22 protein-coding genes, 3 tRNA genes and 1 other RNA gene are annotated in these 24,193 nt (G+C 57.5%); 15 read left to right on the forward strand and 11 right to left on the reverse strand.

All coding sequences use genetic code 11. From position 1 onward, the window contains the following. The first annotated feature begins 80 nt into the window (after positions 1-80). From ybgC to AFL22_RS23090, 11 genes are all read left to right on the forward strand, one after another. On the forward strand, positions 81-485 hold the full coding sequence (ybgC, locus tag AFL22_RS03545; protein ID WP_010260759.1) for a tol-pal system-associated acyl-CoA thioesterase: 405 nt from the start codon (positions 81-83) through the stop codon (positions 483-485). Beyond that, positions 482-1,168: a Tol-Pal system protein TolQ gene (gene tolQ, locus AFL22_RS03550; RefSeq protein ID WP_010260762.1), complete on the forward strand. Its 687-nt coding sequence runs from the start codon at positions 482-484 to the stop codon at positions 1,166-1,168. Before ybgC ends, tolQ begins: the two co-directional genes overlap by 4 nt. Before the next feature lie 13 nt (positions 1,169-1,181). Further along, on the forward strand, positions 1,182-1,610 hold the full coding sequence (gene tolR, locus AFL22_RS03555) for a colicin uptake protein TolR (RefSeq protein WP_010260764.1): 429 nt from the start codon (positions 1,182-1,184) through the stop codon (positions 1,608-1,610). 27 nt (positions 1,611-1,637) lie between these two features. Beyond that, entirely contained in the window at positions 1,638-2,939 is a 1,302-nt protein-coding gene (gene tolA / locus AFL22_RS03560; RefSeq protein WP_022626037.1) for a cell envelope integrity protein TolA, read from the forward strand. Positions 2,940-3,054: 115 nt separating this feature from the next. After that, the gene (gene tolB, locus AFL22_RS03565) at positions 3,055-4,350 is read left to right on the forward strand and encodes a Tol-Pal system beta propeller repeat protein TolB (protein ID WP_010260769.1); all 1,296 of its coding nucleotides are present in this window, start codon (positions 3,055-3,057) and stop codon (positions 4,348-4,350) included. Positions 4,351-4,400: 50 nt separating this feature from the next. Beyond that, positions 4,401-4,931 (forward strand): peptidoglycan-associated lipoprotein Pal, encoded by a 531-nt coding sequence (gene pal, locus AFL22_RS03570; RefSeq protein WP_010260771.1) that lies wholly within the window; start codon positions 4,401-4,403, stop codon positions 4,929-4,931. A gap of 9 nt (positions 4,932-4,940) precedes the next feature. Continuing rightward, complete coding sequence (gene cpoB, locus AFL22_RS03575; RefSeq protein WP_010260773.1) at positions 4,941-5,735, forward strand: cell division protein CpoB; 795 nt, start codon at positions 4,941-4,943, stop codon at positions 5,733-5,735. 164 nt (positions 5,736-5,899) lie between these two features. Beyond that, positions 5,900-5,975, forward strand: a tRNA-Lys gene (locus tag AFL22_RS03580). Between the two features lie 70 nt (positions 5,976-6,045). Further along, positions 6,046-6,121, forward strand: a tRNA-Lys gene (locus AFL22_RS03585). Between the two features lie 46 nt (positions 6,122-6,167). Continuing rightward, positions 6,168-6,243 (forward strand) — tRNA-Lys (locus AFL22_RS03590). Positions 6,244-6,286: 43 nt separating this feature from the next. After that, positions 6,287-6,420, forward strand: a non-coding RNA gene (locus AFL22_RS23090) — RtT sRNA. A gap of 363 nt (positions 6,421-6,783) precedes the next feature. On the opposite strand, the gene AFL22_RS03595 is transcribed toward AFL22_RS23090, so the two are convergent. Beyond that, positions 6,784-8,259: an AlkA N-terminal domain-containing protein gene (locus AFL22_RS03595; protein WP_052270808.1), complete on the reverse strand. Its 1,476-nt coding sequence runs from the start codon at positions 8,257-8,259 to the stop codon at positions 6,784-6,786. Positions 8,260-8,417: 158 nt separating this feature from the next. On the opposite strand from AFL22_RS03595, the gene AFL22_RS03600 reads away from it, so the two are divergent. The 3 genes from AFL22_RS03600 (at position 8,418) to pnuC (ending at position 10,895) form a co-directional block, all read left to right on the forward strand. Further along, positions 8,418-8,960, forward strand: coding sequence for a methylated-DNA--[protein]-cysteine S-methyltransferase (locus AFL22_RS03600; RefSeq protein ID WP_010260149.1), 543 nt, complete (start codon positions 8,418-8,420; stop codon positions 8,958-8,960). A gap of 126 nt (positions 8,961-9,086) precedes the next feature. Further along, on the forward strand, positions 9,087-10,148 hold the full coding sequence (gene nadA / locus AFL22_RS03605; protein ID WP_022626034.1) for a quinolinate synthase NadA: 1,062 nt from the start codon (positions 9,087-9,089) through the stop codon (positions 10,146-10,148). Positions 10,149-10,172: 24 nt separating this feature from the next. After that, positions 10,173-10,895 (forward strand): nicotinamide riboside transporter PnuC, encoded by a 723-nt coding sequence (pnuC, locus tag AFL22_RS03610; protein ID WP_052270809.1) that lies wholly within the window; start codon positions 10,173-10,175, stop codon positions 10,893-10,895. On the opposite strand, the gene zitB is transcribed toward pnuC, so the two are convergent. From zitB to AFL22_RS03630, 4 genes are all read right to left on the reverse strand, one after another. Beyond that, positions 10,889-11,878 carry a CDF family zinc transporter ZitB gene (zitB, locus tag AFL22_RS03615; protein WP_052270810.1) on the reverse strand — a complete coding sequence of 330 codons (990 nt, stop codon included), beginning with the start codon at positions 11,876-11,878 and terminating at the stop codon, positions 10,889-10,891. The two genes, pnuC and zitB, sit on opposite strands and share 7 nt — an antisense overlap. Further along, entirely contained in the window at positions 11,856-14,900 is a 3,045-nt protein-coding gene (locus AFL22_RS03620) for a transporter substrate-binding domain-containing protein (protein WP_197276780.1), read from the reverse strand. The genes zitB and AFL22_RS03620 overlap by 23 nt, the downstream gene beginning before the upstream one ends. A gap of 14 nt (positions 14,901-14,914) precedes the next feature. After that, positions 14,915-15,496, reverse strand: coding sequence for a response regulator transcription factor (locus AFL22_RS03625; protein ID WP_052270812.1), 582 nt, complete (start codon positions 15,494-15,496; stop codon positions 14,915-14,917). Positions 15,497-15,594: 98 nt separating this feature from the next. Beyond that, positions 15,595-15,963, reverse strand: coding sequence for a YbgS-like family protein (locus tag AFL22_RS03630; RefSeq protein ID WP_022626030.1), 369 nt, complete (start codon positions 15,961-15,963; stop codon positions 15,595-15,597). Positions 15,964-16,250: 287 nt separating this feature from the next. Between AFL22_RS03630 and aroG the strand changes: the two genes are divergently transcribed. Then, positions 16,251-17,303, forward strand: coding sequence for a 3-deoxy-7-phosphoheptulonate synthase AroG (aroG, locus tag AFL22_RS03635; protein ID WP_052270813.1), 1,053 nt, complete (start codon positions 16,251-16,253; stop codon positions 17,301-17,303). 202 nt (positions 17,304-17,505) lie between these two features. On the opposite strand, the gene gpmA is transcribed toward aroG, so the two are convergent. The 6 genes from gpmA to modE form a co-directional block, all read right to left on the reverse strand. Beyond that, positions 17,506-18,258, reverse strand: a complete 753-nt coding sequence (gene gpmA, locus AFL22_RS03640; RefSeq protein WP_003851893.1) for a 2,3-diphosphoglycerate-dependent phosphoglycerate mutase — start codon at positions 18,256-18,258, stop codon at positions 17,506-17,508. A 151-nt stretch (positions 18,259-18,409) separates the two neighbouring features. Then, a complete protein-coding gene (galM, locus tag AFL22_RS03645; RefSeq protein ID WP_010260170.1) occupies positions 18,410-19,444 on the reverse strand; it encodes a galactose-1-epimerase in 1,035 nt (344 codons plus the stop codon). Then, the gene (gene galK / locus AFL22_RS03650) at positions 19,438-20,586 is read right to left on the reverse strand and encodes a galactokinase (protein ID WP_010669660.1); all 1,149 of its coding nucleotides are present in this window, start codon (positions 20,584-20,586) and stop codon (positions 19,438-19,440) included. The genes galM and galK overlap by 7 nt, the downstream gene beginning before the upstream one ends. Further along, entirely contained in the window at positions 20,583-21,629 is a 1,047-nt protein-coding gene (gene galT / locus AFL22_RS03655; RefSeq protein ID WP_010669661.1) for a galactose-1-phosphate uridylyltransferase, read from the reverse strand. Before galT ends, galK begins: the two co-directional genes overlap by 4 nt. 237 nt (positions 21,630-21,866) lie before the next feature. Beyond that, positions 21,867-23,339, reverse strand: a complete 1,473-nt coding sequence (gene modF / locus AFL22_RS03660) for a molybdate ABC transporter ATP-binding protein ModF (RefSeq protein WP_052270814.1) — start codon at positions 23,337-23,339, stop codon at positions 21,867-21,869. A gap of 69 nt (positions 23,340-23,408) precedes the next feature. Further along, the gene (modE, locus tag AFL22_RS03665) at positions 23,409-24,191 is read right to left on the reverse strand and encodes a molybdenum-dependent transcriptional regulator (protein ID WP_052270815.1); all 783 of its coding nucleotides are present in this window, start codon (positions 24,189-24,191) and stop codon (positions 23,409-23,411) included. Positions 24,192-24,193 lie beyond the last annotated feature (2 nt).

Here is a 24,193-nt window from a genome sequence, read left to right on the forward strand (position 1 = left end):
CGCCTGGCTCTGACGAGCCATTCCCAACCCCAATTCTCTTGCGTATAGTAACAACGTTTAAAACGAGGCCGGGATGTAGAGTGAGTACAACGCTGTTTCGCTGGCCGGTTCGGGTCTACTACGAAGATACTGATGCCGGTGGTGTGGTTTATCACGCCAGCTATATCGCTTTTTATGAACGAGCACGTACTGAAATGTTGCGACAGCACCATTTCAATCAGCAGACGCTGTTAGAACAGCAGATCGCTTTTGTGGTACGGCGTATATCGGTGGACTATCTGGCGGCGGCGCGTCTTGATGACCTTCTGGAGATCCAGAGCGAGGTCACATCAATGACACGGGCTACCATGACGTTCACTCAGCGTATCGTGAATACTGAAGGCAAAGTGCTCAATGAGGCAGAAGTCCTGATTGCCTGCATTAACCCACATCTAATGAAGCCGATTGCGCTTCCCAAGTCTATTGTCGCGGAGTTCAAGCAGTGACTGACATGAACATTCTTGATTTGTTCCTGAAGGCGAGCCTTCTGGTCAAACTTATCATGTTGATTTTGATCGGCTTTTCTATTGCCTCCTGGGCCATCATTATTCAGCGCACACGTATTCTGAATGCGGCGGGAAGAGAAGCGGAGGCGTTTGAAGACAAATTCTGGTCCGGCATCGAACTCTCGCGCCTCTATCAGGAGAGCCAGGAGCGCCGGGAAGAACTGGGCGGTTCGGAGCAGATTTTCTATTCCGGCTTTAAAGAGTTCGCCCGCCTGCATCGCGCCAACAGCCATGCGCCGGAAGCGGTCATTGATGGTGCGAGCCGTGCGATGCGCATCTCGATGAACCGTGAGCTGGAAGCGCTGGAAAACCACATTCCATTCCTCGGCACCGTCGGTTCTATCAGCCCTTATATCGGACTGTTCGGCACCGTCTGGGGGATCATGCACGCCTTTATCGCACTGGGTGCCGTGAAGCAGGCAACCCTGCAGATGGTTGCACCGGGTATCGCTGAAGCGTTGATTGCGACCGCTATCGGTCTGTTTGCCGCAATTCCGGCGGTGATGGCGTACAACCGTCTGAACCAGCGCGTGAACAAACTGGAGCAGGGCTACGACAACTTCATGGAAGAGTTCACTGCCATTCTGCATCGCCAGGCTTTCTCCAGCGATAGCGCTAAGTAAATAGAGGTTAATGATGGCCAGAGTACGTGGTCGCAAACGCCGCGACCTGAAGTCGGAAATCAACATCGTTCCGCTACTGGACGTCCTGTTGGTGCTGTTGCTGATCTTCATGGCAACGGCGCCCATTATTACCCAGAGCGTGGAAGTGGATCTGCCTGATGCGACCGATTCGAAAACCGTTGCCAGCGATGATAATCCGCCGGTGATTGTCGAAGTGGCGGGCGTGGGTCAGTACAGCCTGGTCGTGGATCACGATCGTATGGATCAACTTCCGCCAGAGCAGGTAATCAGCGAAGCGCAGCGTCGACTGGAAGCGAATCCTAAGACGGTCTTTTTGATCGGGGGCGCGAAAGAGGTGCCTTACGATGAAATTATTAAAGCGCTCAACCTGCTGCACCAGGCGGGTGTTAAATCTGTCGGTTTGATGACGCAGCCGATTTAAAATCGAACCGTTTTTTGGGAACCGAGTGTGTCGAAGGCAACCGAGCAAAACGAGAAGTTAAAGCGCGCGATAATCATTTCGGTGATTCTGCATATCGTGCTGATCGCGCTGCTGATTTGGAGCTCGTTTAATGAGCACATTGACGCCAGCAGTGCGGGTGGCGGAGGCAGTGATATTGATGCAGTGATGGTCGATCCCGGTGCCGTCGTGAGTCAATACAATCGTCAGCAGAACCAGCAAAGTGACAGCCAGCGGGCTGAGCAGCAGCGTAAAAAGCAGGCGCAGCAGCAGGCTGAAGAGCTGCAACAGAAACAGGCTGCTGAACAGCAGCGTCTGAAAGCGCTGGAAAAAGAGCGTTTAGCCGCGCAGGAAACCGCGAAAGAAGAGGCAAAACAGCAGGCTGAGCAGCAGAAGGCTGCCGAAGACGCTGCTAAGCAGGCGCAGGAGCAGCAAAAAACGGCGGAAGCGGCGGCTGCCAAAGCCAAAGCGGATGCAAAAGCTCAGGCAGATGCGCAGGCAAAAGCCGCGGCTGAGCAGGCGAAACAGGCCGCAGCCGAAGCAAAGAAGCAGGCTGATCAGCAGGCGAAAGCCGCCGCTGCCGCTGCTGCAAAAGAGAAAGCCGTTGCGGAAGCGAAGGCGAAATCTGAAGCAGATGCGAAAGCCGCAGCTGAAGCCAAAGTGAAAGCGGCGGCGGATGCCAAAGCCAAAGCGGCTGAAGAGGCTAAACAAAAAGCTGCTGAAGCCAAAGAAAAAGCCGCAGAGGCGGCGAAAGAGAAAGCCGCAGAAGCCGCAAAAGAGAAAGCGGAAGCGGCTAAAGAGGCCGCCAAAGAGAAGGCGGAAGCTGCCGCCAAAGCGAAAGCCGATGCCGCGGCGAAAGCCAAAGCCGATGCTGCCGCTAAGGCCAAAGCGGATGCTAAAGCGAAAGCCGCCGCCGATGCGGCCAACGACAGCGATGTCGATGATTTGCTGGGTGGACTCGCTTCCGGTAAAAATGCACCGAAAAGCGGCACCTCTGGCGGCGCAGCAGGGCAGGGAAACCAGAAGAAAGCGGGTGCATCAGGCGCGGAAATCAACTCCTACATGGGTCAGGTTGTGAGTGCGATTCAGAGCCGATTCTATGATGCGGATCTGTATCGCGGAAAAACCTGTGATTTGCGGATTAAACTTGCGCCTGATGGCTTGTTGATTGATGTTAAGTCAGAGGGTGGCGATCCCGCGCTCTGTCAGGCCGCGATTGCTGCCGCAAAACAGGCACGTATTCCGAAGCCGCCTTCGCAGGCGGTCTACGAAGTGTTTAAAAACGCCCCAATGCGTTTTAAACCGCAATAATGCAGTAACGGGCGGCAAGTTGATCTATGTTTAGCGTGCCGTACTTAAGTTGTACTCGTGGTTTCCAGGAACAGTGCCAATTATCGTGGACTGAGGTTCAGATAAGGGAGATAAAATGAAGCAAGCTCTTCGCGTTACGTTAGGCTTTTTTATCCTGCTGTGGGCAGCCATGCTGCATGCAGAAGTTCGAATTGAGATCACCCAGGGTGTCAACACTGCGCGCCCGATTGGCGTGGTGCCGTTTAAATGGGCCGGTGCTGGCGCAGCGCCGGAAGATATCGGCGGCATCGTTGCAGCTGACCTGCGCAACAGTGGCAAATTTAATCCACTGGATCGCTCGCGTCTGCCACAGCAGCCTGCCAGCGCGCAGGAAGTTCAGCCTGCCGCGTGGAGTGCACTCGGCATTGATGCCGTGGTCGTCGGTCAGGTCGCGTCTAACCCGGATGGCAGCTATCAGGTTTCGTACCAGCTGGTCGACACCGGCGGTGCACCCGGTACCGTGCTGGCTCAAAACAGTTATAAAGTGACGAAGCAGTGGCTGCGTTATGCCGCTCATACGGCCAGTGACGAAACGTTCCTGAAGCTGACCGGCATCAAGGGCGCTTTCCGTACCCGTATCGCCTATGTGGTGCAGACCAACGGCGGCCAGTTCCCGTATGAACTGCGCGTTGCTGACTACGATGGTTACAACCAGTTTGTCGTGCATCGTTCACCACAGCCTCTGATGTCGCCAGCCTGGTCTCCGGATGGCAGCAAAGTCGCTTACGTGACCTTTGAAAGCGGCAAATCTGCGCTGGTGGTTCAGACGCTGTCGAACGGTGCTATCCGTCAGATCGCCTCCTATCCACGTCACAACGGTGCCCCAGCGTTCTCGCCGGATGGCTCTAAGCTGGCGTTCGCGCTCTCTAAAACCGGCAGCCTGAACCTCTATGTGATGGATCTGGCCTCAGGTCAGACGCGTCAGATTACCGATGGTCGCTATAACAGCACCGAACCAACCTGGTTCCCGGACAGCCAGACGCTGGCTTACACCTCCGATCAGGCTGGTGCTCCACAAATCTACAAAGTCGGACTTAACGGTGGCGCGCCACAACGTATTACCTGGGAAGGCGGTCAGAACCAGGATGCGGATGTCGCAACAGATGGTAAGTCAATGGTGATGATTAGCACCAACGGTGGTGCTCAACACGTCGCCAAACAGGATCTGGAAACGGGAGCCGTTCAAACGTTAACGGACACGTTCCTGGATGAAACGCCGAGCCTGGCACCCAATGGCACAATGGTAATCTACAGCTCTACTCAGGGTATGGGTTCCGTGTTGCAGTTGGTTTCTACCGACGGCCGTTTCAAAGCGCGTCTTCCGGCAACTGATGGACAGGTAAAATTTCCTGCCTGGTCGCCGTATCTGTAATGTCTGACAGTTCAGACATCACAAACAATAAACAATAATGGGATTTTGAAATGCAACTGAACAAAGTGCTGAAGGGTTTGATGCTGGCTCTGCCGGTTCTGGCAGTAGCGGCTTGTAGCTCACACAAGAACAACAACAATGACCAGACTGGCATGGGCGCTGATGGCGGCGCTTACGGTGCAAATTCTGGCATGAACGGCAACGGCGGCAACATGTCTTCTGACGAGCAGGCTCGTCTGCAGATGCAGCAGCTGCAGCAGAACAACATCGTGTACTTCGGCCTGGACAAGTATGACGTTCAGTCTGATTACGCACAGATGCTGGATCAGCATGCAACCTTCCTGCGCAGCAACCCGTCATACAAAGTGACCATCGAAGGTCATGCGGATGAGCGCGGTACGCCGGAATACAACATCGCCCTGGGCGAACGTCGTGCTAACGCGGTTAAAATGTACCTGCAGGGTAAAGGCGTGTCGGCTGATCAGATGTCTATCGTATCTTACGGTAAAGAGAAGCCAGCCGTTCTGGGTCATGACGAAGCAGCGTATTCTAAAAACCGTCGTGCCGTTCTGGTCTACTAAGAGAATCACATGGTTAGTAACTTCAGACATCACCTGTTGAGTCTGTCGTTACTGATTGGCGTAGCGGCCCCCTGGGCCGCTAATGCCCAAGCGTCAATCAGTAGCGTTGGCTCCGGCTCGGTCGAAGACCGTGTCACCACTCTTGAAAGAATTTCTAATGCCCAGGCACAGCTGATGCAGCAATTGCAGCAGCAGATGAGCGATAACCAGCGTGATATCGACGCGCTGCGTGGGCAAATCCAGCAAAACACGTATCAGTTGAATCAGGTGGTTGAGCGGCAGAAGCAGCTTTACCAGCAGATTGACAGCCTGAGCAGCGCCAGCACCAGCGGCGGTCAGCAGGCAGCCGGCAGTAATGCCGCAGCGGATACCGGCGCAGCAGCAACCGCAGGCGCGGCAGCATCAACGGATAGCGCACCTGCGCAGACCGGTGACGCTAACAGCGATTACAATGCGGCTGTGGCGCTGATTCTGGAGAAGAAACAGTATGATCAGGCGATCAGCGCGCTCCAGGCGTGGGTAAAACGTTACCCGGATTCGACCTATCAGCCGAACGCCAATTACTGGCTCGGACAGCTGAACTATAACAAAGGCAAAAAGGACGACGCGGCTTACTATTACGCCACGGTAGTGAAAAACTATCCGAAGTCGCCAAAAGCTGCAGAAGCGTTGTTGAAAGTGGGCGTCATCATGCAGGAGAAAAAAGACACAGCGAAAGCTAAAGCGGTCTTCCAGCAGGTGATCAAACTTTATCCAGACACCGAATCTGCTAAGCAGGCGCAAAAACGTCTGACCAGTCTGTAATCTGTACGGTTCAGGCCAGATATCGTGTGATTTCTGGTCTTGCCGTATGAAAGGTAAGCAACTGAAGCATTTAGCAGAAATAAGAGTTGCGCTACCCCGCTAAATCAGTAATATATGCCGCCGTTGCCGGGACACATTGCAAAGTGTCTGGTAAGCCTGAAGATGGGTCGTTAGCTCAGTTGGTAGAGCAGTTGACTTTTAATCAATTGGTCGCAGGTTCGAATCCTGCACGACCCACCATCTTCCTCAGACGCGCTTTTACCGCGCAGTTTTAAGAAGAACACTTCAGCATTGCTTCACAACCTAAGATGGGTCGTTAGCTCAGTTGGTAGAGCAGTTGACTTTTAATCAATTGGTCGCAGGTTCGAATCCTGCACGACCCACCATCTTATCTCAGCCGCCTGGCGCGTTGAACGGTTGTAAGCCCCCAGCGGGTCGTTAGCTCAGTTGGTAGAGCAGTTGACTTTTAATCAATTGGTCGCAGGTTCGAATCCTGCACGACCCACCAATTAAGAAAAAAGCGCCCTCAGGGCGCTTTTTTTGTTTATGCGGCACGGCGTTCCCCGTGCAGGGTGAGAACCTGCAGCAGGTTCGACTGAATCGCCAGGCGATTCAGGCTGATGCGACAGCATCACCCGAAGGGCGAGGCCCCGGATGGGCCGAGGCAATCCTGCACGACCCACCAATTAAGAAAAAAGCGCCCTCAGGGCGCTTTTTTTGTTTCTGCGGTATCTGAAAACTTTTTCAAAGCAAAACGTCACTGGTTTTTGAAGTTGTTGGCAAACTCTGGCCCGTTCCGCTGAGAGATCGAGCCTGCGCAGAGAACAGGGTCAGATCGGAAAGACGCCAAAGCCAATCCCTGACCTGCTCGACCCGCGCGATTACGCACCTCATCCCTGAGGTGCGCCCGTAGCCGGGCCAACGCTCTGCGTTGTTCAAAAACGCTCCCGGCGTTTTTGTCCCAGGCGCGGGACGCTTTCCTCTTCTGACCCTGTTCCCTGCGCGTTGAGCTTCTGTATTGCTGGCAGATTTGCCCCCACTCTCGCCGTCACGGCTTTTTCTTTGCCTTTGCCACTGCCAGGCTCTCCCAGATATGCATCACCGCATAGCTGCGCCAGGGACGCCACGACTGCGATCGCGCCTCCGCTTCTTTCGATGACATGCCGCCCAGGTTATTCCGGATGGCAATATCCTCTTTGGGAAAGGCATCCGGCCAGCGTAGGGCGCGCATCGCGATGTAGTGCGCGGTCCAGGGACCAATACCCGGCAGGCTGACCAGTTTTTTGATGACCTCGTCTGGCGCCTGAGCGGCACTAAGACGCAGATCTCCGCTGGTGCAGGCATTTGCAAAGGCGATGATGGCGCGGGAGCGGGCGGCACTGACAATCCCCATCGGCGCGACATCGTCTACCGTCAGTCCGGCGATGCGTTCAGGGTGGGCGGTGTAGCGGGTCAGATCGGCGAACGGCGTCTCACAGGGTTCGCCAAAGGCGGCGGCAAAACGGCTGCTGACCGTGGTGGCCGCTTTGACCGTCACCTGCTGGCCGATAATGGCGCGCACGCCCAGCTCAAAGGCGTCGAATGCGCCAGGCACACGCAGACCCGGATGCGAGATCAGGCTGGGTGCCAGCAGTGGGTCCTGCGCCAGACAGGCGGCGATACGCTGCGGCTGTGCGTCGAGATCGAACAGATCGCGCAGACGGCGCAGCAGCAGAGGCAGAACCGGCGTCAGCGAGGTGGAGAGCGTCACCTGCAACGCATTCTTTTGCGGCAGATGCGAAACAGAAACCCAGCCCCGGCAGCGGCCCAGCACCACGGTGCGTCGCCAGCTGCCATCTTCCACCGCCTCGACCTCTTTCATCAGATGTGTCTGCAAAAACCAGAGCATCGCCGCCCAGTCATAGGGAGGGCGATAGGCCAGCCGCAGCGTCACGCGGTCGCCGGGCTGCGCGCATTGAGTGCCCGTATCGTCCCTGCGCAGCGCGCCTGGCGTCATGCGGTAACGCGCCTGGAAGACATCATTAAAGCGCCGCAGGCTGCCAAAGCCGCTGGCATAGGCAACGTCAATAATCGGCAGTCGGGTTTCGGTCAGCAGTTGTTTAGCCAGCAGCATGCGCCGCGTCTGCTTCAGCTCCAGCGGCGAGACACCCAGCTCCTGCTGCACGATACGGCGCAGTTGACGCAGGCTGATACCGAATTCAGCGGCAATCGCCTCCAGTCCTTCACGTTCCTCCAGCATGCCTTCCTCGATACGCTGAACCAGCCGCTCTGCCACACGGTGCGGCTGATCAACCGGCGCATTACCGGGTGCCAGTTCAGGCCGACAGCGCAGGCAGGGGCGAAAGCGGGCTTTCTCCGCCGCTTCGGCGCTGCTGAAGAAAAGGCAGTTCTTCTGCATCGGCGCTTTGACCGGGCAGACCGGACGACAATAGATACCGGTTGAGGTCACGCCAACAAAGAAAACGCCGTCAAAGCGGGTATCACGAGAGGTCAGCGCCTGATAGGCAATGTCGGGATCGAGCATGGCAGTTCTCCGGTAAATAAGCGCAGCCTACACCGGTGAATCCCGGCAGACTGGCTGTTTTCGGACAGCACAACAGTTTATCGCCATGACCGAAAACAGCCAGTCAGGCTGATGAAAAGTGCGATAATAGGCGACAGAACCGTGACGGGAGAATCACCATGTACTACTTCAAACCGATAGTCACCCCGGTGGGTGAACTGAAACTGGTCGCCAGCGATAGCGGCCTGGCGGGTATTTTGTGGGAAAACGACGATCCCAAACGCACCCGGTTTTTGCCGCAAACGCGCGATGACGATCATCCCATTCTGATCGAAACTGAGCGTCAGCTCAGCGAGTACTTCACCGGTGCTCGTCGCTGCTTTGAGCTGCCGCTCGATTTTGTCGGCACTGAGTTTCAGAAAAAAGTCTGGCAGGCGCTGGTGGCTATCCCGTTTGGTGAGACGCGCAGCTACAGCCAGATTGCGCGGGAGATCGGCCATCCGCTGGCGGTGCGTGCCGTCGGGGCGGCCAATGGGCGTAATCCGCTCTCGATTGTCGCACCGTGCCACCGCGTGATTGGAGCCAACGGCAAGCTGACCGGCTTTGCGGGCGGACTGGATATCAAAGCCTTTCTGCTGGCACTGGAAGCGCCGCAAAAACCGCTGGTACTGGCAGATGAAACGCAGCCCGGCAGGGTCGGCGCTGTGATGCAGACAGAATAAATATCGCACGACACAGGCAGGCTTTTCCGCTATCGTGTTTAGCATATAAAACACGATGGCGGATTCAACGCCATAAGTCGCCGGAACAGGCGATTTTCGTTAACTAGACAAAACGAGAGCTGTGTCATGAGTGTGATGTTCGATCCAGAAAGCGCCGTTTATCCCTTTCCGCCCAAACCCGCTCGTCTGAGTGACGACGAGAAGGCGTTCTACCGTGAGAAAATTAAAGCGCTGCTGAAGGCGCGAAACGCAGTGATGGTGGCGCACTACTACACCGATCCGGAAATTCAGGCGCTGGCAGAAGAGACAGGCGGCTGCGTTTCGGACTCGCTGGAGATGGCACGCTTTGGCAGCAACCATTCGGCGACGACACTGCTGGTGGCGGGCGTGCGCTTTATGGGGGAAACCGCCAAAATCCTCAGCCCGGAGAAAACCGTACTGATGCCGACGCTGCAGGCGGAGTGCTCACTGGATCTCGGCTGCCCGATTGAAGAGTTTAATGCCTTTTGCGACGCCCATCCCGATCGCACTGTGGTGGTCTACGCCAATACCTCGGCGGCGGTAAAAGCGCGGGCCGACTGGGTGGTGACCTCAAGCATTGCGGTCGAGTTGATTGAGCACCTCGACAGTCTGGGCGAAAAAATTATCTGGGCGCCGGATCGCCATCTTGGCCGCTACGTTACCCAAAAATCGGGCGCGGACGTGCTCTGCTGGCAGGGCGCGTGCATTGTGCACGACGAGTTCAAAACCCAGGCGCTGCAGCGTATGAAAGCGCTCTATCCCGACGCGGCAGTGCTGGTGCATCCTGAGTCACCGCAGGCGATTGTCGATCTGGCCGATGCGGTCGGCTCGACCAGCCAGCTGATTCAGGCCGCCAAATCCCTGCCACATCCGCAGATGATTGTGGCGACCGATCGCGGCATCTTCTACAAAATGCAGCAGGCGGTGCCGGATAAAGAGCTGCTTGAAGCGCCGACCGCCGGTGAAGGTGCCACCTGCCGCAGCTGTGCTCACTGTCCCTGGATGGCGATGAACGGCCTTAAAGCCATCGCAGAGGCGCTGGAGTCGGGTGGGGTGGAACATGAGATTCAGGTGGATGAGACGCTGCGTGAGGCGGCGTTACTGCCGCTTAATCGCATGCTATCCTTTGCAGCGGAACTTAAACTCAACGTGAAGGGAAACGCGTAAGCGTTTTCCGGACAGGTGCTCAGCATGGACTTCTTCAGCACACATAATATTCTGGTTCACATTCCTCTGGGTGCCGGAGGCTACGATCTCTCATGGATTGAGGCTATCGGCACGCTGGCGGGCTTACTCTGCATCTGGTTTGCCAGCCTGGAAAAAATCATCAACTATCCCTTTGGCCTGATTAACGTCACGCTGTTTGCGGTGATTTTCTTTCAGATCCAGCTCTACGCCAGCCTGCTGCTGCAGCTCTTCTTTTTTGCCGCCAATATCTACGGCTGGTACGCCTGGAGTCGGCAAACCTCCGATCATCAGGCGGCGCTGAAAATCCGCTGGCTGCCGCTGCCTAAGGCGCTGGCCTGGACGGCGGGCTGTGTGATTGCGATTGCGCTGATGACCCTCTATATCGATCCGGTGTTTGCGCTGTTAACCCGTGCGGCCGTCACGCTGATGAACGGCCTTGGCCTGTCGGTGGCGATGCCCGTGCTGCAGCCGGATGCGTTCCCGTTCTGGGACTCCTGCATGATGGTGTTGTCGATTGCGGCGATGGTGCTGATGACGCGCAAATATGTTGAGAACTGGCTGCTGTGGGTCATCATCAACGTGATTAGCGTGATGATTTTTGCCCGTCAGGGCGTCTATGCGATGTCGCTGGAGTATGTGATTCTGACGCTGATTGCGCTGAACGGCTCGCGCATGTGGATCCGCAGCGCGCGGCAACAGGGTTCCCGCGCGCTGTCGGCTCAGTGAGTGTGCGCTTCGCCTTTAGCGTGAGCGTGGCCATGATCATGGTCGTGAGAATGACTGTGGTCATGGCCGGTGGCGGCAGCGCCGCTTAAGCCGAGTTCACACTCGGCACCGGCACAGGGCTGATACTCCATCTGCACGGTCGCATGCGCAATCTGATAGTGCTGGCGCAGATAGTCGTGGATACGATGCAGCAGCGCATCGTGATCGTAAGGCGGGATCACCTGCGCATGCAGCGTCAGCAGCGGCTTTTCGCCTACCTGCCACAGATGCACATGGTGAACATTGCGCACCTCTGCGATGTTCAGGGTGAGATCCCGTATCAGCCGGTTCACATCCAGCGAACGCGGCGCCCCTTCCAGTAACTCCTGCAGACTCTCACGCAGCAGCGCCCAGGCGCTGCGCAGCACCAGCAGTGACACCAGCAACGACAGAATCGGATCGATTGGGGTCCAGCCGGTCAGCATAATAATCACCGCCGCGACAATCGCACCCACCGAGCCAAGCAGGTCGCCCATCACATGCAGCGCCGCGGCCCGCACGTTGAGATTCTTCTCTTCGCTGCCGTGATGCAGCAGCCAGAACGACAGAATATTGGCCAGCAGACCGCCAATAGCAATCCCCAGCATCAGGCCGCCGGTCACCGGTTGCGGGTCGGCAAAGCGGCGCACCGCCTCCCAGACGATCAGTGCGGTAATGCCCAGCAGCGCAATGGCGTTAACAAATGCGGCCAGCGTGGTCAGACGCAGCAGGCCAAAGGTGTGGCGTGCATTGGGTTTACGGCGCGAGAACTGCACCGCCAGCAGCGCCATCAGCAGCGCGGCGGCATCGGTCAGCATATGCCCGGCGTCCGCCAGCAACGCCAGTGAACCCGAGAGCCAGCCGCCAATCACTTCAGCCACCATAAAGACAACGGTCACCCCGAAGGCGGCCGCCAGACGCGTGCGATTACTATCCTGCCCGCTATGAGTGTGGGTATGTGCCATAAGATTCCAGTTTTTTCAGTAACCTGTTTGCTAATAATATCAGTAATTGCCACGTCTCAGACGTGTCCTGATGCTGTTTTGCCTGCTCCGCCAGTTGCTGGCTGAGCTGTGCGCCATGCTCCAGCCCCACCAGTAACCAGCTTCCTTTCATCCGGTGTGCCGCTTCGGCGAACGGTATCCACGCCTCGCGCTCGCGTGCTTCGCGCATCACGGCCAGATCCTGCGTCACCGTGCTGTGCAGCGTCTGGCTCAGACGGCGGAGGAATTTTTCATTCTGCTGTGCCAGTTGCCACAAATTGTCATCCAGCGCCGCCAGCGGATCTTCCTGCCACTCTGCCAGCAGCGCGCTGAGATCGGCTAACTGCACCGGTTTTATCATTACCCGCTCCCGCGCCTCCAGCGGTCGTGACAGCAGCTGGGCATCAGCGGAGCAGAGCACCCGCATCGCCTGACGCTTCCGCTGACGGTCACGCCGCCGCAATATCCGCAGCAGCAGCGTGCCGTCAGGCCGCGGCATCATCTGGTCGATAAACAGCAGGTCATAAGGCTGCTGCGCATCGGCCTGCAGCAGCGCGCGTCCCTGCTCAAAGATGTCAGCCTGAATCGCAAAACGCGACAGCTGCTGCTGCATCACCAGCAGATTGGTCGGATGATCATCGACAATCGCCACCCGCAGTTGTGGAAGGTCGGGCAGGGCGGTTTCATCCACGTGGTTTGCTGGTGCGCAGACCGCCAGTGGCAGCGTCACGGTGACCTGGGTGCCGTGACCGGGTTCAGAGGCGAGCCGGATGTCGCCGCCCATCCGCAGCACCATTTCCCGGCAGATAAACAGCCCCAGGCCGCTGCCCTGCACCGAAACCGATTTACCGGACGGTGCCTGATACCAGGGATCAAACAGCTTCTGCTGCTCCTCTGGCGGAATGCCGCTGCCGCTGTCGCTCACCGTCAGAATCAACTGTTGTTGCTGTGCGGCCAGCGTCAGGCGAATCGCGCCGTGGCGGGTAAATTTCAGCGCATTGGTCATCAGGTTGTTGACCACCTGCTGCAGGCGATCGGCATCGATCATCACGGCATCAGGCAGCGGCGTCAGCGCCTCGACGATCAGATGCGGGCCGTCTTCGCGCATTAACGGATGATAAAAGTGCTGCTGCTGATTGAGCCACTGCGCCAGCGCCAGCGGACGGGGCGCCAGGGTAAAACTGTTGCTCTCGATGCGCGCATGATCCTGCAGATCATTCAGCAACGTCAGCAGCGATTGCGCACTGCTGTGCAGCAGCGTCAGGTTCTGGCTGCTGTGCTGCTGCTTCTCCAGCTCCAGCAGGCCGAGGATCGCCTGCATCGGCGTGCGCAGCTCATGGCTGACGGTCGCCAGGAACTGGCTCTTCATCGCATTGGCGTGCTCAGCCTGTTCACGCTGCTGACGCTCCCGGCGCTGTTGCCAGTAGCGGCGCGCCAGCAGCAACAGCAGCAGCGCAATGGCCGCACCTGCCACCGCCAGCACCATCATCGGCAGCGAACGCATCACCATCACGCTGCCGGGCTGTGGCGGGGTTGACCAGCTGTCGCGCATCTGACTCTGTGTGTCAGCCGGGATCTGCTGCAGCGCGCGATCCAGCAGGGTGCGCAGCACCGGCTGGTCAGGCGTCACACCCAGCGCGATCGGCCAGGCGATGTCGCTGGCGGCAAAGGCGAGATGGATGCGCGCATCATCGCGGCTGGCGATACGCCAGCGGGCGGAGAGCACGTTATCCACCAGCGCATCGATCTGCCCCTTTGCCAGCGCGTCATAGAGGCTATTACGATCGGCAAACTGCTGCGGCTGCAGATCCGCAGGCAGCAGACGCAGCGCCAGGTCATCCTGCAACACGCCGACCCGCTTGCCGCGCAGGTCGCGCCAGTGCGCCAGCGTATCGGGCTGCAGGCTGTAGATGCCCCACAGTGCGCGCCACACCGGCAGCGAGGTGCTCTGCATCGCATCGCCGTTCAGCGGCTGCATCAGCTGCAGCATCGCCTGCTGCTGACCGATCAGCGTGTTCGCCTGACGCGGATTGCTGACCCACACCGGTTCAAACTGCAGGCCGGTGCTCTGAGCTATCGCTTTCAGCAAATCCACGCCATAGCCTCTGGCGGTCCCGCTGGCATCGCGATAACTCCAGGGATAGTTGTCCGGTTCGGCGGTGTAAGTAATACGCGGATGATCGGCAATCCAGGCGCGTTCAGTGGGGCTGAGCATCAGGGTCTGCGTATCCTGATAGCGCGGCAGGGTACTGCTCCAGCGCGCCTGCAGCGTGTTCATCAGTTCTGCTGGCAACTGACGCAGGCTCTGATTAATCCAGCTGATAAGCTCCGGATCGCGGGAGACCGCGCGCAGGTTGAGCTGTCCGGCCTCGATGTGTGAGGCGATCTGATAAATCTGGCCCTGTTGCAGCTGGCTCAGCAGAAAACCGGCGCTGGTTTCATCCGCCACCACATAATCATTCTGCTGATTCAGCAAGGTATAGAGCGCCTGCAGGTCACTGCTGTAGCGTCGCCAGCTGTGGCGGGCCGCCAGCGCAGGCGGCAGTTGTGCCAGCGTGCTTTCGCTGATCGCCAGTTGGGCATTCTGGCTGTTAAACATCACGGCACGCTGGTTTTGCTGATTGCGGTAGACCCGAAGCGGGCTGCTGTACCAGTTATCGCTGCTCAGCGCGCCGGCTGGCAGGGGAGAAATCCACATGCCAAGCGCAAAATCGATCTGGCCGCTGTTCAGCGCCTGCATCAGATGCGGCTGATCGCTGTAGAGGTTGAGGCTGAACTGCGCGCCAGTCAGCTGGCGCAGGGCGGAAAGATAGTCAGCATTGATGCCATACAGGTCGTTGCCGATGCGCATCGCCCAGGGGGCGTGGTTCTCTTCCAGCAGGCCAACACGCAGAATTTTGCCCTGCATGGTTTCCGCGTGTGTCACCGGCAGCATCATCGGCAGATTGATGCTGCTCACCGGACGCACCTCAGCCAGAACGGAGCCGCACAGCAACAGCAGCATCAGCAGGAGAGTTCTCACTGCTGCGCCTTCCACAGGTCAGCCAGTTCCACCACCGAACGGGCGCCGGTTTTTTCCAGAATGTTCTTTTTATGGGTGCTGACCGTTTTGTTACTGATGTGCAACTGGGCAGCGATTTGCAGATTGGACAGTCCGCTGGCCAGCAGCGCCAGAATCTGACGCTCTTTCTGGGTCAGCGGGAGTTCCGGATCATCATCCATCACCGGAAACGCCGTCTGACCGCCCAGCACCGCCAGGATAGCGCTAAGCAGTTGCGCCATGCGCTGGCTCTTCACCACATAACCGGCGGCACCCAGCGCCTGGGCACGACGCACATAGTGGCGGGTCTGTTGAGCAGAGTAGATCAATACCGGACAGTCGGGCCGATGGATCTTCAGGCGACGCAAAAACTCCAGTCCATCGCTGTCCGGCAGGCCAATATCCAGCACGATGATGTCCAGTGGCTGCTGAAGCAGGGGACGGGCGGCTTTTTCACTGCTGGCAGAGAGGAGCTGAACCGGAATGGGCGACTGGCTCAGAGCGGCTTCAAGTGCCACTTCAACCAGCGGATGATCGTCAATCAGAAGCAAAACGGCCATGAAGGATTTCCTGTAAAATTCACAGGATTAGCATAGCGGAAGAGTGGGACAGAGGGGAGAAAAACCAGGAGAGCGTCAGCTCTCCTGGCTAAACAGAATTACTGGGTGGTGCCGTCGGTTTTGGTATCTACGTCACCGCCGCCCACTTTAGTCTGAACTTTTTTATTGATGTTCGGACATTTACCATCTTTACACTGGGCGTTCTGGTCCATTTCGTTAGCAGACATATTACCATGGCTGGTGGTGCTGCCAGACGTTGCAGGATTGGTATCGTTGCCAGTGTTATTAATTTTGCTGTTATCGACATTATTTGGCGGCAGATTCTCTTTCGCTCCGCCCGCTGCTGCACCTGCACTGGCTGCCTGATTCGATGTACCGTTATTGCTGCTGCTGTCTGCAGCCAGTACCGCACCGCTGCTCAGTGTCATTGCTGCTGTCAAAAAGAGTAAGGCAAACTTTTTCATCATTATGCTCCCGTTAATAAATGAAGATGCTTTAAGCCCAGAGGTGCAATTTCGGGTAAGAAAATCCCTGACGAAATATAATTCGCCGGTTGGCTTAAACAGGGTGATTTAATTTGGTAAGCGGGACGTTCCTCAGTGCTTACCATTAAAAAGTCTAGTCGCTAACCTGATTAATGCAAATATCACCCGCACATTTAACCCGCAGCGGGAATTTACACCCCAGGCGCTTCGGGCTACATTGGGCAGGTTGTGTCCGGCGGGCGCCGGGCCAGAAATAATATGGAATCAGTATGAATTACCAGAACGATGACTTACGCATCAAAGAGATTAAAGAGCTGTTACCTCCGGTTGCGCTGCTCGAAAAATTCCCGGCGACCGATCGTGCTGCACAGACCGTTTCACAGGCCCGTCAGGCGATTCATCAGATCCTGCAGGGCAAGGACGATCGCCTGCTGGTGGTGATCGGCCCCTGCTCAATTCATGACACTCAAGCGGCAAAAGAGTATGCCGACCGCCTGCTGGCGCTGCGTGATGAGCTGAAAGGCGAGCTGGAAGTGGTGATGCGGGTCTATTTTGAAAAGCCGCGCACCACGGTGGGCTGGAAAGGGCTGATCAACGATCCCTACATGGATAACAGCTACCAGCTCAATGACGGTCTGCGTCTGGCGCGTAAACTGCTGCTGGATATTAACGACAGCGGCTTACCGGCGGCGGGCGAGTTTCTGGATATGATTACCCCGCAATATGTGGCTGACCTGATGAGCTGGGGCGCGATTGGCGCGCGCACCACGGAATCCCAGGTTCACCGTGAGCTGGCGTCCGGTCTCTCCTGTCCGGTCGGCTTCAAAAACGGCACCGATGGCACCATTAAGGTGGCGATCGATGCCATTAACGCGGCGGGATCGCCGCACTGTTTCCTGTCTGTGACGAAGTATGGTCACTCCGCCATTGTGGAAACCAGCGGCAATGGTGACTGCCATATCATTCTGCGCGGCGGCAAAGAGCCGAACTACAGTGCGCAGCATGTTGCAGAGGTCAAAGAGGGCCTGGCAAAAGCGGGTCTGCCACAGCAGGTGATGATCGATTTCAGCCACGCCAACAGCAGCAAGCAGTTCCAGCGTCAGATGGTTGTGGCAGACGATGTCTCACAGCAGCTGATTAATGGTGAGCAGGCGATTGTCGGTGTGATGATCGAGAGTCATCTGGTGGAAGGCAACCAGAGTCTGGAGAGCGGCGAGCCGCTGGTCTATGGCAAAAGCGTCACCGACGCCTGTATCGGCTGGGAAGATACCGACAAGGTGCTGCGTCAGCTGGCGGCAGCGGTTAAACAGCGCCGCGGCTGAGTGGGATAACTGACAAGGTCTGACCCGGTTCGCGTTGAGGATGGTGCCTCTGACCGTATTCCCTGCGATTTGAGCCAATCAGTTGTTGCCAGGCTCATTGATCTCTTTATTCTGACAACGAACACAGTGCGCAGCGTTCATGCGCGCAGCCCAATAAAAAAGGCCAGACTTTCGTCTGGCCTTTTTGCATTTCAGCGAGAAATTACTTCGCTTTACCCTGATTCGCAACGGCTGCAGCTTTCGCGGCAATCTCGTCCTGGTCGCCCAGGTAGTAGCGTTTCAGCGGTTTGAAGTTTTCATCGAACTCATAGACCAGCGGTACGCCGGTAGGGATGTTCAGTTCGAGGATTTCATCTTCGCTCAGGTTATCCAGATATTTCACCAACGCACGCAGTGAGTTGCCGTGTGCGGCAATGATCACTTTCTCACCGCTTTTGATGCGCGGCAGAATGGTGTCGTTCCAGTAAGGGATAACGCGGTCGATGGTCAGCGCCAGGCTTTCGGTGGTTGGCAGCTGCTCTGGGGTCAGTTTCGCGTAACGCGGATCATGGCCCGGGAAGCGCTCATCTGAACGATCCAGCTCTGGCGGAGTAACGGCAAAGCCGCGACGCCACTGCTTAACCTGCTCATCACCATATTTGGCAGCGGTTTCCGCTTTATCCAGACCCTGCAGCGCACCGTAGTGACGCTCGTTCAGACGCCAGGTTTTCTCAACCGGCAGCCAGGCCTGATCCAGCTCATCCAGCACATTCCACAGCGTGTGAATGGCACGCTTCAGTACTGAGGTGTAAGCGAAATCGAAAACAAAGCCCTCTTTTTTCAGCAGCTGACCTGCTGATTTGGCTTCGCCACGACCTTTCTCAGAAAGGTCAACATCATACCAACCGGTAAAGCGGTTTTCGTTGTTCCACTGGCTTTCGCCGTGTCGCACCAGAACCAGCTTAGTTACAGCCATAGCTTAACTCCTTAATACTGTGATGTTTCTGTGAGATTGGAAACCTGCTGCTGCCCGCCTGACACGCGAGCTGATTGCGCCATACCATAACGGAAAAGCGGGCAGCGCGTAAGCCTGTGTGTGACGCACTGCGCGTTTTTCAGCCGGAGGCTCAGCGTGGCGTGAAGCGATAACGCGTCACGGATTCCCAGCGATCTCCCGGCTGCAGCCAGCAATCAGGCTGAGGCCATTCATCATGATTAGGCGAATCCGGTAAAAATTCGCTCTCCAGCGCAATACCCTGAAATGCAGTATAGCTCGCCTGCTCGCGGGCACGGGTGCCCGCCAGGTAGTTGCCGGAGTAGAACTGCAACGCCGGTGCCGAAGTGGTCACGCTGAGCTGCAGTCTGCCATCTTCCGACCAGAGTTCTGCCGCAGGCTGAGTGTCGTCGCCTGCGCTGTTGAGCAGAAACGCATGGTCATAGCCCTTCACCGCTCGCTGGTCGTCGTCTGCCAGAAACTCCTGTGCCACGACTTTGGCCTCGCGGAAATCAAAACTGGTTCCGACAACCTCTTTCAGCGGCGCATTCGGGATGCCTTCGCTGTCGACCGGCAGATAATGGTCGGCGTGCAGTTGTAAGCGATGCTGGCGGGCGTCGCCATGATGCGCATCAAGGTTAAAGTAGGCGTGGTTAGTCAGATTGACCGGGCAGGGCTGATCGCAGCGCGCTTCATAGCTAATGCTCAGGCAGTTCTGGTCATCCAGCTGATAGCGCAGATCGGCAATCAGATTGCCGGGATAGCCCTGATCGCCATCAGGCGAATCAATGCGGTAGTGCACCTCGCTGTCAGACTGGCTGACAATCTGCCAGCGGCGCTTATCAAAGCCTTCCGGTCCGCCATGCAGCTGATGTGCGCCCTGGTTCGGCACCAGCTGGCGGTTCAGTTTATTCAGTTTTGCCCCGGCGATGCGGTTAGCGTAGCGGCCGACCGTCGCGCCCAGATAGGCATCCTGATGGAGATAGTCAGAGGGCGTGGCGCAGCCGAGCAGCGCTTCACGCACCGTGCCATCCTGCATCGGCACGCGGGCGGAGAGCCAGGTTGCGCCCCAGTCCATAAAGGTGGCCAGCATGCCGTTGGCATTGCGCAGCACCGTTATGCGCCACGGCTGACCGTCGGGCGCATGGGAGTTGACGTCGTTCAGCATTGGCCGGCTCCTTCAGAGGCTTTGCAGACGTAGAAGGTCTCTTTGATGCCGGTTGCTGCTTCATACTGCTCTGCTACGGCGGCTTTGACCTGATCGACCAGATCCAGTGGCATCAGCGCGACGATACAGCCACCAAAGCCGCCGCCGGTCATACGCACGCCGCCGCGCTCACCGATCTGCGCTTTCACGATCTCAACCAGGGTATCGATCGGTGGCACGGTGATCTCGAAGTCGTCACGCATCGAGGCGTGAGATTCGGCCATCAGCTGGCCCATACGGGTCAGGTCGCCCTGCGTCAGCGCATCAGCCGCTTCCAGGGTGCGGGCGTTCTCGGTCAGGACGTGACGCACGCGTTTTGCCACCTGCGGATCGAGCTGCGCCTGTGCCGCTTCAAACTCGGCCAGTTCAACGTCACGCAGTGCCTTCTTATTAAAGAAACGCGCGCCCGCTTCACACTGCTCACGACGTGTGTTGTATTCGCTGCCAACCAGGGTACGACGGAAGTTGGAGTTGATGATCACCACCGCGATATCTTCCGGCATCGACACCGGACGCGTGCCCAGCGTGCGGCAGTCGAGCAGCATGGCGTGATCTTTCCGGCCCAGCGCTGAGATCAGCTGGTCCATGATGCCGCAGTTACAGCCGACGAACTGGTTTTCCGCTTCCTGACCATTCACGGCAATGGCGGCGCCATCCAGCGGCAGATTATAGAGCTGCTGCACCACGGTGCCGACCGCCACTTCCAGCGACGCAGATGAGCTGAGGCCCGCGCCCTGAGGCACGTTGCCGCTGATCACCATATCGATACCGCCGAAATCGGCATGACGCTGCTGCAGATGTTTCACCACGCCGCGCACATAGTTGGCCCACATCGGTTCCTGCAGGCTGACGATCTCTTCATCGAGAGAGAATGTGTCCTGCGCATTCTCATAATCCGCAGCGACCACCCGAATCTGACGATCGTCACGGCGGGCACAGGCAATCACCGTCTGGTAATCGATGGCGCATGGCAGCACGAAGCCGTCGTTATAGTCGGTATGCTCGCCAATCAGGTTAACGCGGCCCGGTGCCTGAATGGTATGCGTAGCGGCGTAACCGAAGGTGTCAGAGAAAAGCTGCTGCGTGATGGTTTTTAAGCTCATTGTTGTGCCTCACGGAAGTGAACGTCGCTGACAGAACGCAGACGTTCCGCCGCCTGTTCCGCCGTTAAATCGCGTTGGGTTTCGGCCAGCATTTCATAGCCAACCATAAATTTACGCACCGTTGCTGAGCGCAGCAGCGGCGGATAGAAGTGAGCATGCAACTGCCAGTGATCGTTGGCTTCGCCGTTAAACGGCGCGCCATGCCAGCCCATGGAGTAGGGGAATGAGCACTGGAACAGGTTGTCGTAGCGGCTGGTCAGCAGCTTAAGCGCCAGCGCCAGGTCGGTACGCTGCGCCTCATTGAGGTCGGTAATTCGTTTGACGTGCGCTTTCGGCAGCAGCAGGGTTTCAAACGGCCAGGCGGCCCACCACGGCACAACCGCCAGCCAGTGATCGGTTTCCACCACGGTGCGGCTGCCATCCTGCTGTTCGCGAGCCAGATAATCGACCAGCATCGGCGAGCCATGTTTAGCGAAATAGTCGCGCTGATGATCATCTTCACGTTGCGCTTCATTCGGCAGGAAGCTGTTGGCCCAGATCTGACCATGGGGATGGGGGTTGGAGCAGCCCATCGCCGCGCCTTTGTTCTCAAACACCTGCACCCAGGGATAGTGCTGACCCAGATCGGCGGTCTCTGCCTGCCAGGTACGCACCACCTCTTCCAGTGCGTTCAGCGACATCTCCGGCAGGGTTTTGCTGTGATCGGGCGAGAAGCAGATGACCCGACTGGTGCCGCGTGCGCTTTCACAACGCATCAGGATATCGTCGCTCTCGGGCGCGTCTGGCGTGTCGGTCATCAGCGCAGCAAAGTCATTGGTAAAGACGTAGGTGCCCGCATAGTCCGGGTTTTTGTCGCCGGTGATGCGGGTGTTTCCGGCACACAGGAAGCAGTCCGGATCGTGCGCCGGTAACGTATTGACCGCCGGGGTTTCCTGCGCGCCTTGCCACGGACGTTTGGCCCGATGAGGTGAAACTAAAATCCATTGATCAATCAGTGGATTGTAACGGCGATGCGGGTGATCGACCGGGTTGAATTTTTCCATGTTAGATCCTGGTAAGCGTCAAAAGCCAAAGAGGCATCGGTAAAAAGTAGCACATCAGCGCGCCCGAAAGCGTGATCAAGTCTGGATAAATGGTATCGTTTACACAAGCTGAATATTCTTATTTCGTGGCATTGTGTGCGGATATATGGCGTGAAAGGTGATGTGGAATGGTAGCGCTTACACAAGGGTGCTTTAAAACGCCGCAGCAGCGGCGTGGGGTGACGCGTTACAAGAGCCTTAGTGCAGGGTTTCCTGCTGATAGTGATAGCCGCCGTCATGGGCGATAAAGCTCAGGCGATGTGTGATGCAGGCGGGCGCATCTTCCGCGTGATGCGAAACAAACAGCAGCTGAGTCCGTCCCTCGCCAATCAGCACATCGACAAAGCGCCGCACCAGCTGGCGGTTAATCGGGTCGAGCCCCTGTAGTGGCTCATCCAGTATCAGTAGCGTCGGATGCTTAACCAGCGCGCGGGCAATCAGCACCAGCCGCTGCTGTCCCCATGAAAGCGAGTGGAACGGCGCATCGGCCTGTCCGTTATCCATCCCCAGCAGTGCCAGCCACTGCTGTGCCAGCGCTTTTTGCCGGTCAGAAGCCGCCTGATAGAGACCAATAGAGTCGAAGAAGCCCGACAGGATCACCGTGCGCACATTGGTGCTGACGCGGTAATCGAGATGCAGGCTGCTGCTGACATAGCCAATATGCTGCTTGATATCCCAGATGGTTTCACCACTGCCGCGACGGCGGCCAAACAGGGTTAAATCATTGCTGTAGCCCTGAGGATGATCGCCGGTCACCAGGCTGAGCAGGGTCGATTTTCCGGCGCCGTTCGGGCCGGTAATCTGCCAGTGCTCGCCGGCGTTGACCTGCCAGTTCAGCCCCTGAATTACTGGCTTATCGTTATACGAGACGGTGCCGTTGCGCAGGATAACGCGCGGCGCATCATCCGCCAGCGATGGCAGCTGATCCGGCGCATCCGCCTCAGGTAACGCCATTCCCATCAGCTGTTCACTGTGTGCCAGCTGCGCCACCAGCGCTTCCGTTAAAATAGCCTGGCGTGGCCCGCTGTGGGTGAGGGTGCACTCCGCCAGCACGCCAACCTGCTGAATGAAATCGGGAATATCGTCAAAGCGATTGAGCACCAGCACCAGGGTAAATGTCGGTTGCTGCAGGCCGCGCAGCGTGTCGGTCAGGCTGGCGCGCGACGCCACATCCAGCCCGTCAAACGGCTCATCCAGAATCAGCAAATCTGGCTGGTTCATCAATGCCTGACAGAGCAGGGTTTTGCGGGTTTCGCCGGTAGAGAGATATTTGAAGCGGCGTGAAAGCAGCGCTTTGATGCCGAACTGCTGTGCCAGCTGCTCGCAGCGCTCGGGCTGCTGCACCTCCGCCTGAATCACCTCTGCCACGGTCAGCCCGGTATCCTCTTCACCTTCGCTGAGCATATCGGTGTTGTTGCGCTGCCACTCCTGCGCCACCAGGGTTTGTAGCTGCTCCAGCGACAGCCGGACCGGCCGTCTGAAATCGCTGCTGACTGAACCGGCCAGCGGCGGAAGTTCACCAGAGAGTGCACGCGCCAGTGATGATTTGCCGCTGCCGTTGGCTCCGACAAACGCCCAGCTTTCGCCGCGCTGCAGTTCCACCTGATTCAGGCTCAGTATCCGGGTATCGCTAAGACGAAACGTGCCTTGCGAAATGTGCAATGAAGCCATGATCTGTTCCATTTTTTGCATCGTGTCACTGAGTTGTAACCATTGCCCTTAATGAAGTCAAATCAACCGCTAGAGCAGGGTGGCGACGATGGCGTGTTCGGCATTGAAACTGGCGATCACTGCGTCGCCGGGCTGCAGCGTCAGTTGCTGCAGTTGATCGTTGCTCAGGGTCGCGCACAGGGTTTCGCCGCTGGGGAGCTTCATCAGCACTTCACTCATCTGCTCGCCGGGTTCGATGGCACTGACCGTCGCTGCCAGCTGATTGTCATCCTGTGCGGCGTCACGACTGATGCGGATCCACGGCGCCTTGATCAGCACCAGCACCTCTTTACCTGCGGCCAGTTGCAGGCGATCGGCGCTGCGCTGGGTCAGCGCCACATTAAGCTGCGTGACGCCATCGGCCAGTTGAATCAGCAGATGCTGGACCACCTGCTGCGCATCGTTACTGACGACGGTGCCAAACAGCTGGTTACGGGCGCTGGTCTGCAGCGAGAAACGGGCGATGGCCGCCAGCAGACTGTCGAGCGGTAACGTATCCTGCTGCAGCGCATCAAAGGCTTTCTGCTGGATCTGCTCCATCAGCTGGAACAGCTGAATCAGGCGTTCACCGTAGCGGGTCAGCGTTGCACCGCCGCCGCCTTTGCCACCGGTGGCCCGCTCCACCAGCGTTTCATCCGCCATCTGGTTCATCTCATTAATCGCATCCCAGGCACTTTTGTAGCTGATACCGGCCAGCTTCGCCCCCTGACTGATCGACCCGGTCTGCTGTACGCGTTTCAGCAGCTCAATACGTCGCGGATCGGCAAACAGTTTCTGTTGTAAACGGATATGAAGGGACAGTTCGGCTTCCATGA

The sequence above is a fragment of the Pantoea sp. CFSAN033090 genome (assembly GCF_001264395.1).
Lineage (GTDB): Bacteria > Pseudomonadota > Gammaproteobacteria > Enterobacterales > Enterobacteriaceae > Pantoea > Pantoea agglomerans.

Excerpts from the sequence above, each read along its gene's own strand:
- tolR (WP_010260764.1), top strand. The coding sequence starts at position 1,182 with ATGGCCAGAGTACGTGGTCGCAAACGCCGCGACCTGAAGTCGGAAATC.
- tolB (WP_010260769.1), top strand. The coding sequence starts at position 3,055 with ATGAAGCAAGCTCTTCGCGTTACGTTAGGCTTTTTTATCCTGCTGTGG.
- pal (WP_010260771.1), top strand. The coding sequence starts at position 4,401 with ATGCAACTGAACAAAGTGCTGAAGGGTTTGATGCTGGCTCTGCCGGTT.
- cpoB (WP_010260773.1), top strand. The coding sequence starts at position 4,941 with ATGGTTAGTAACTTCAGACATCACCTGTTGAGTCTGTCGTTACTGATT.
- AFL22_RS03595 (WP_052270808.1), bottom strand. The coding sequence starts at position 8,259 with ATGCTCGATCCCGACATTGCCTATCAGGCGCTGACCTCTCGTGATACC.
- AFL22_RS03600 (WP_010260149.1), top strand. The coding sequence starts at position 8,418 with ATGTACTACTTCAAACCGATAGTCACCCCGGTGGGTGAACTGAAACTG.
- nadA (WP_022626034.1), top strand. The coding sequence starts at position 9,087 with ATGAGTGTGATGTTCGATCCAGAAAGCGCCGTTTATCCCTTTCCGCCC.
- pnuC (WP_052270809.1), top strand. The coding sequence starts at position 10,173 with ATGGACTTCTTCAGCACACATAATATTCTGGTTCACATTCCTCTGGGT.
- zitB (WP_052270810.1), bottom strand. The coding sequence starts at position 11,878 with ATGGCACATACCCACACTCATAGCGGGCAGGATAGTAATCGCACGCGT.
- AFL22_RS03620 (WP_197276780.1), bottom strand. The coding sequence starts at position 14,900 with ATGCTGCTGTTGCTGTGCGGCTCCGTTCTGGCTGAGGTGCGTCCGGTG.
- AFL22_RS03625 (WP_052270812.1), bottom strand. The coding sequence starts at position 15,496 with ATGGCCGTTTTGCTTCTGATTGACGATCATCCGCTGGTTGAAGTGGCA.
- AFL22_RS03630 (WP_022626030.1), bottom strand. The coding sequence starts at position 15,963 with ATGATGAAAAAGTTTGCCTTACTCTTTTTGACAGCAGCAATGACACTG.
- aroG (WP_052270813.1), top strand. The coding sequence starts at position 16,251 with ATGAATTACCAGAACGATGACTTACGCATCAAAGAGATTAAAGAGCTG.
- gpmA (WP_003851893.1), bottom strand. The coding sequence starts at position 18,258 with ATGGCTGTAACTAAGCTGGTTCTGGTGCGACACGGCGAAAGCCAGTGG.
- galM (WP_010260170.1), bottom strand. The coding sequence starts at position 19,444 with ATGCTGAACGACGTCAACTCCCATGCGCCCGACGGTCAGCCGTGGCGC.
- galK (WP_010669660.1), bottom strand. The coding sequence starts at position 20,586 with ATGAGCTTAAAAACCATCACGCAGCAGCTTTTCTCTGACACCTTCGGT.
- galT (WP_010669661.1), bottom strand. The coding sequence starts at position 21,629 with ATGGAAAAATTCAACCCGGTCGATCACCCGCATCGCCGTTACAATCCA.
- modF (WP_052270814.1), bottom strand. The coding sequence starts at position 23,339 with ATGGCTTCATTGCACATTTCGCAAGGCACGTTTCGTCTTAGCGATACC.
- modE (WP_052270815.1), bottom strand. The coding sequence starts at position 24,191 with ATGGAAGCCGAACTGTCCCTTCATATCCGTTTACAACAGAAACTGTTT.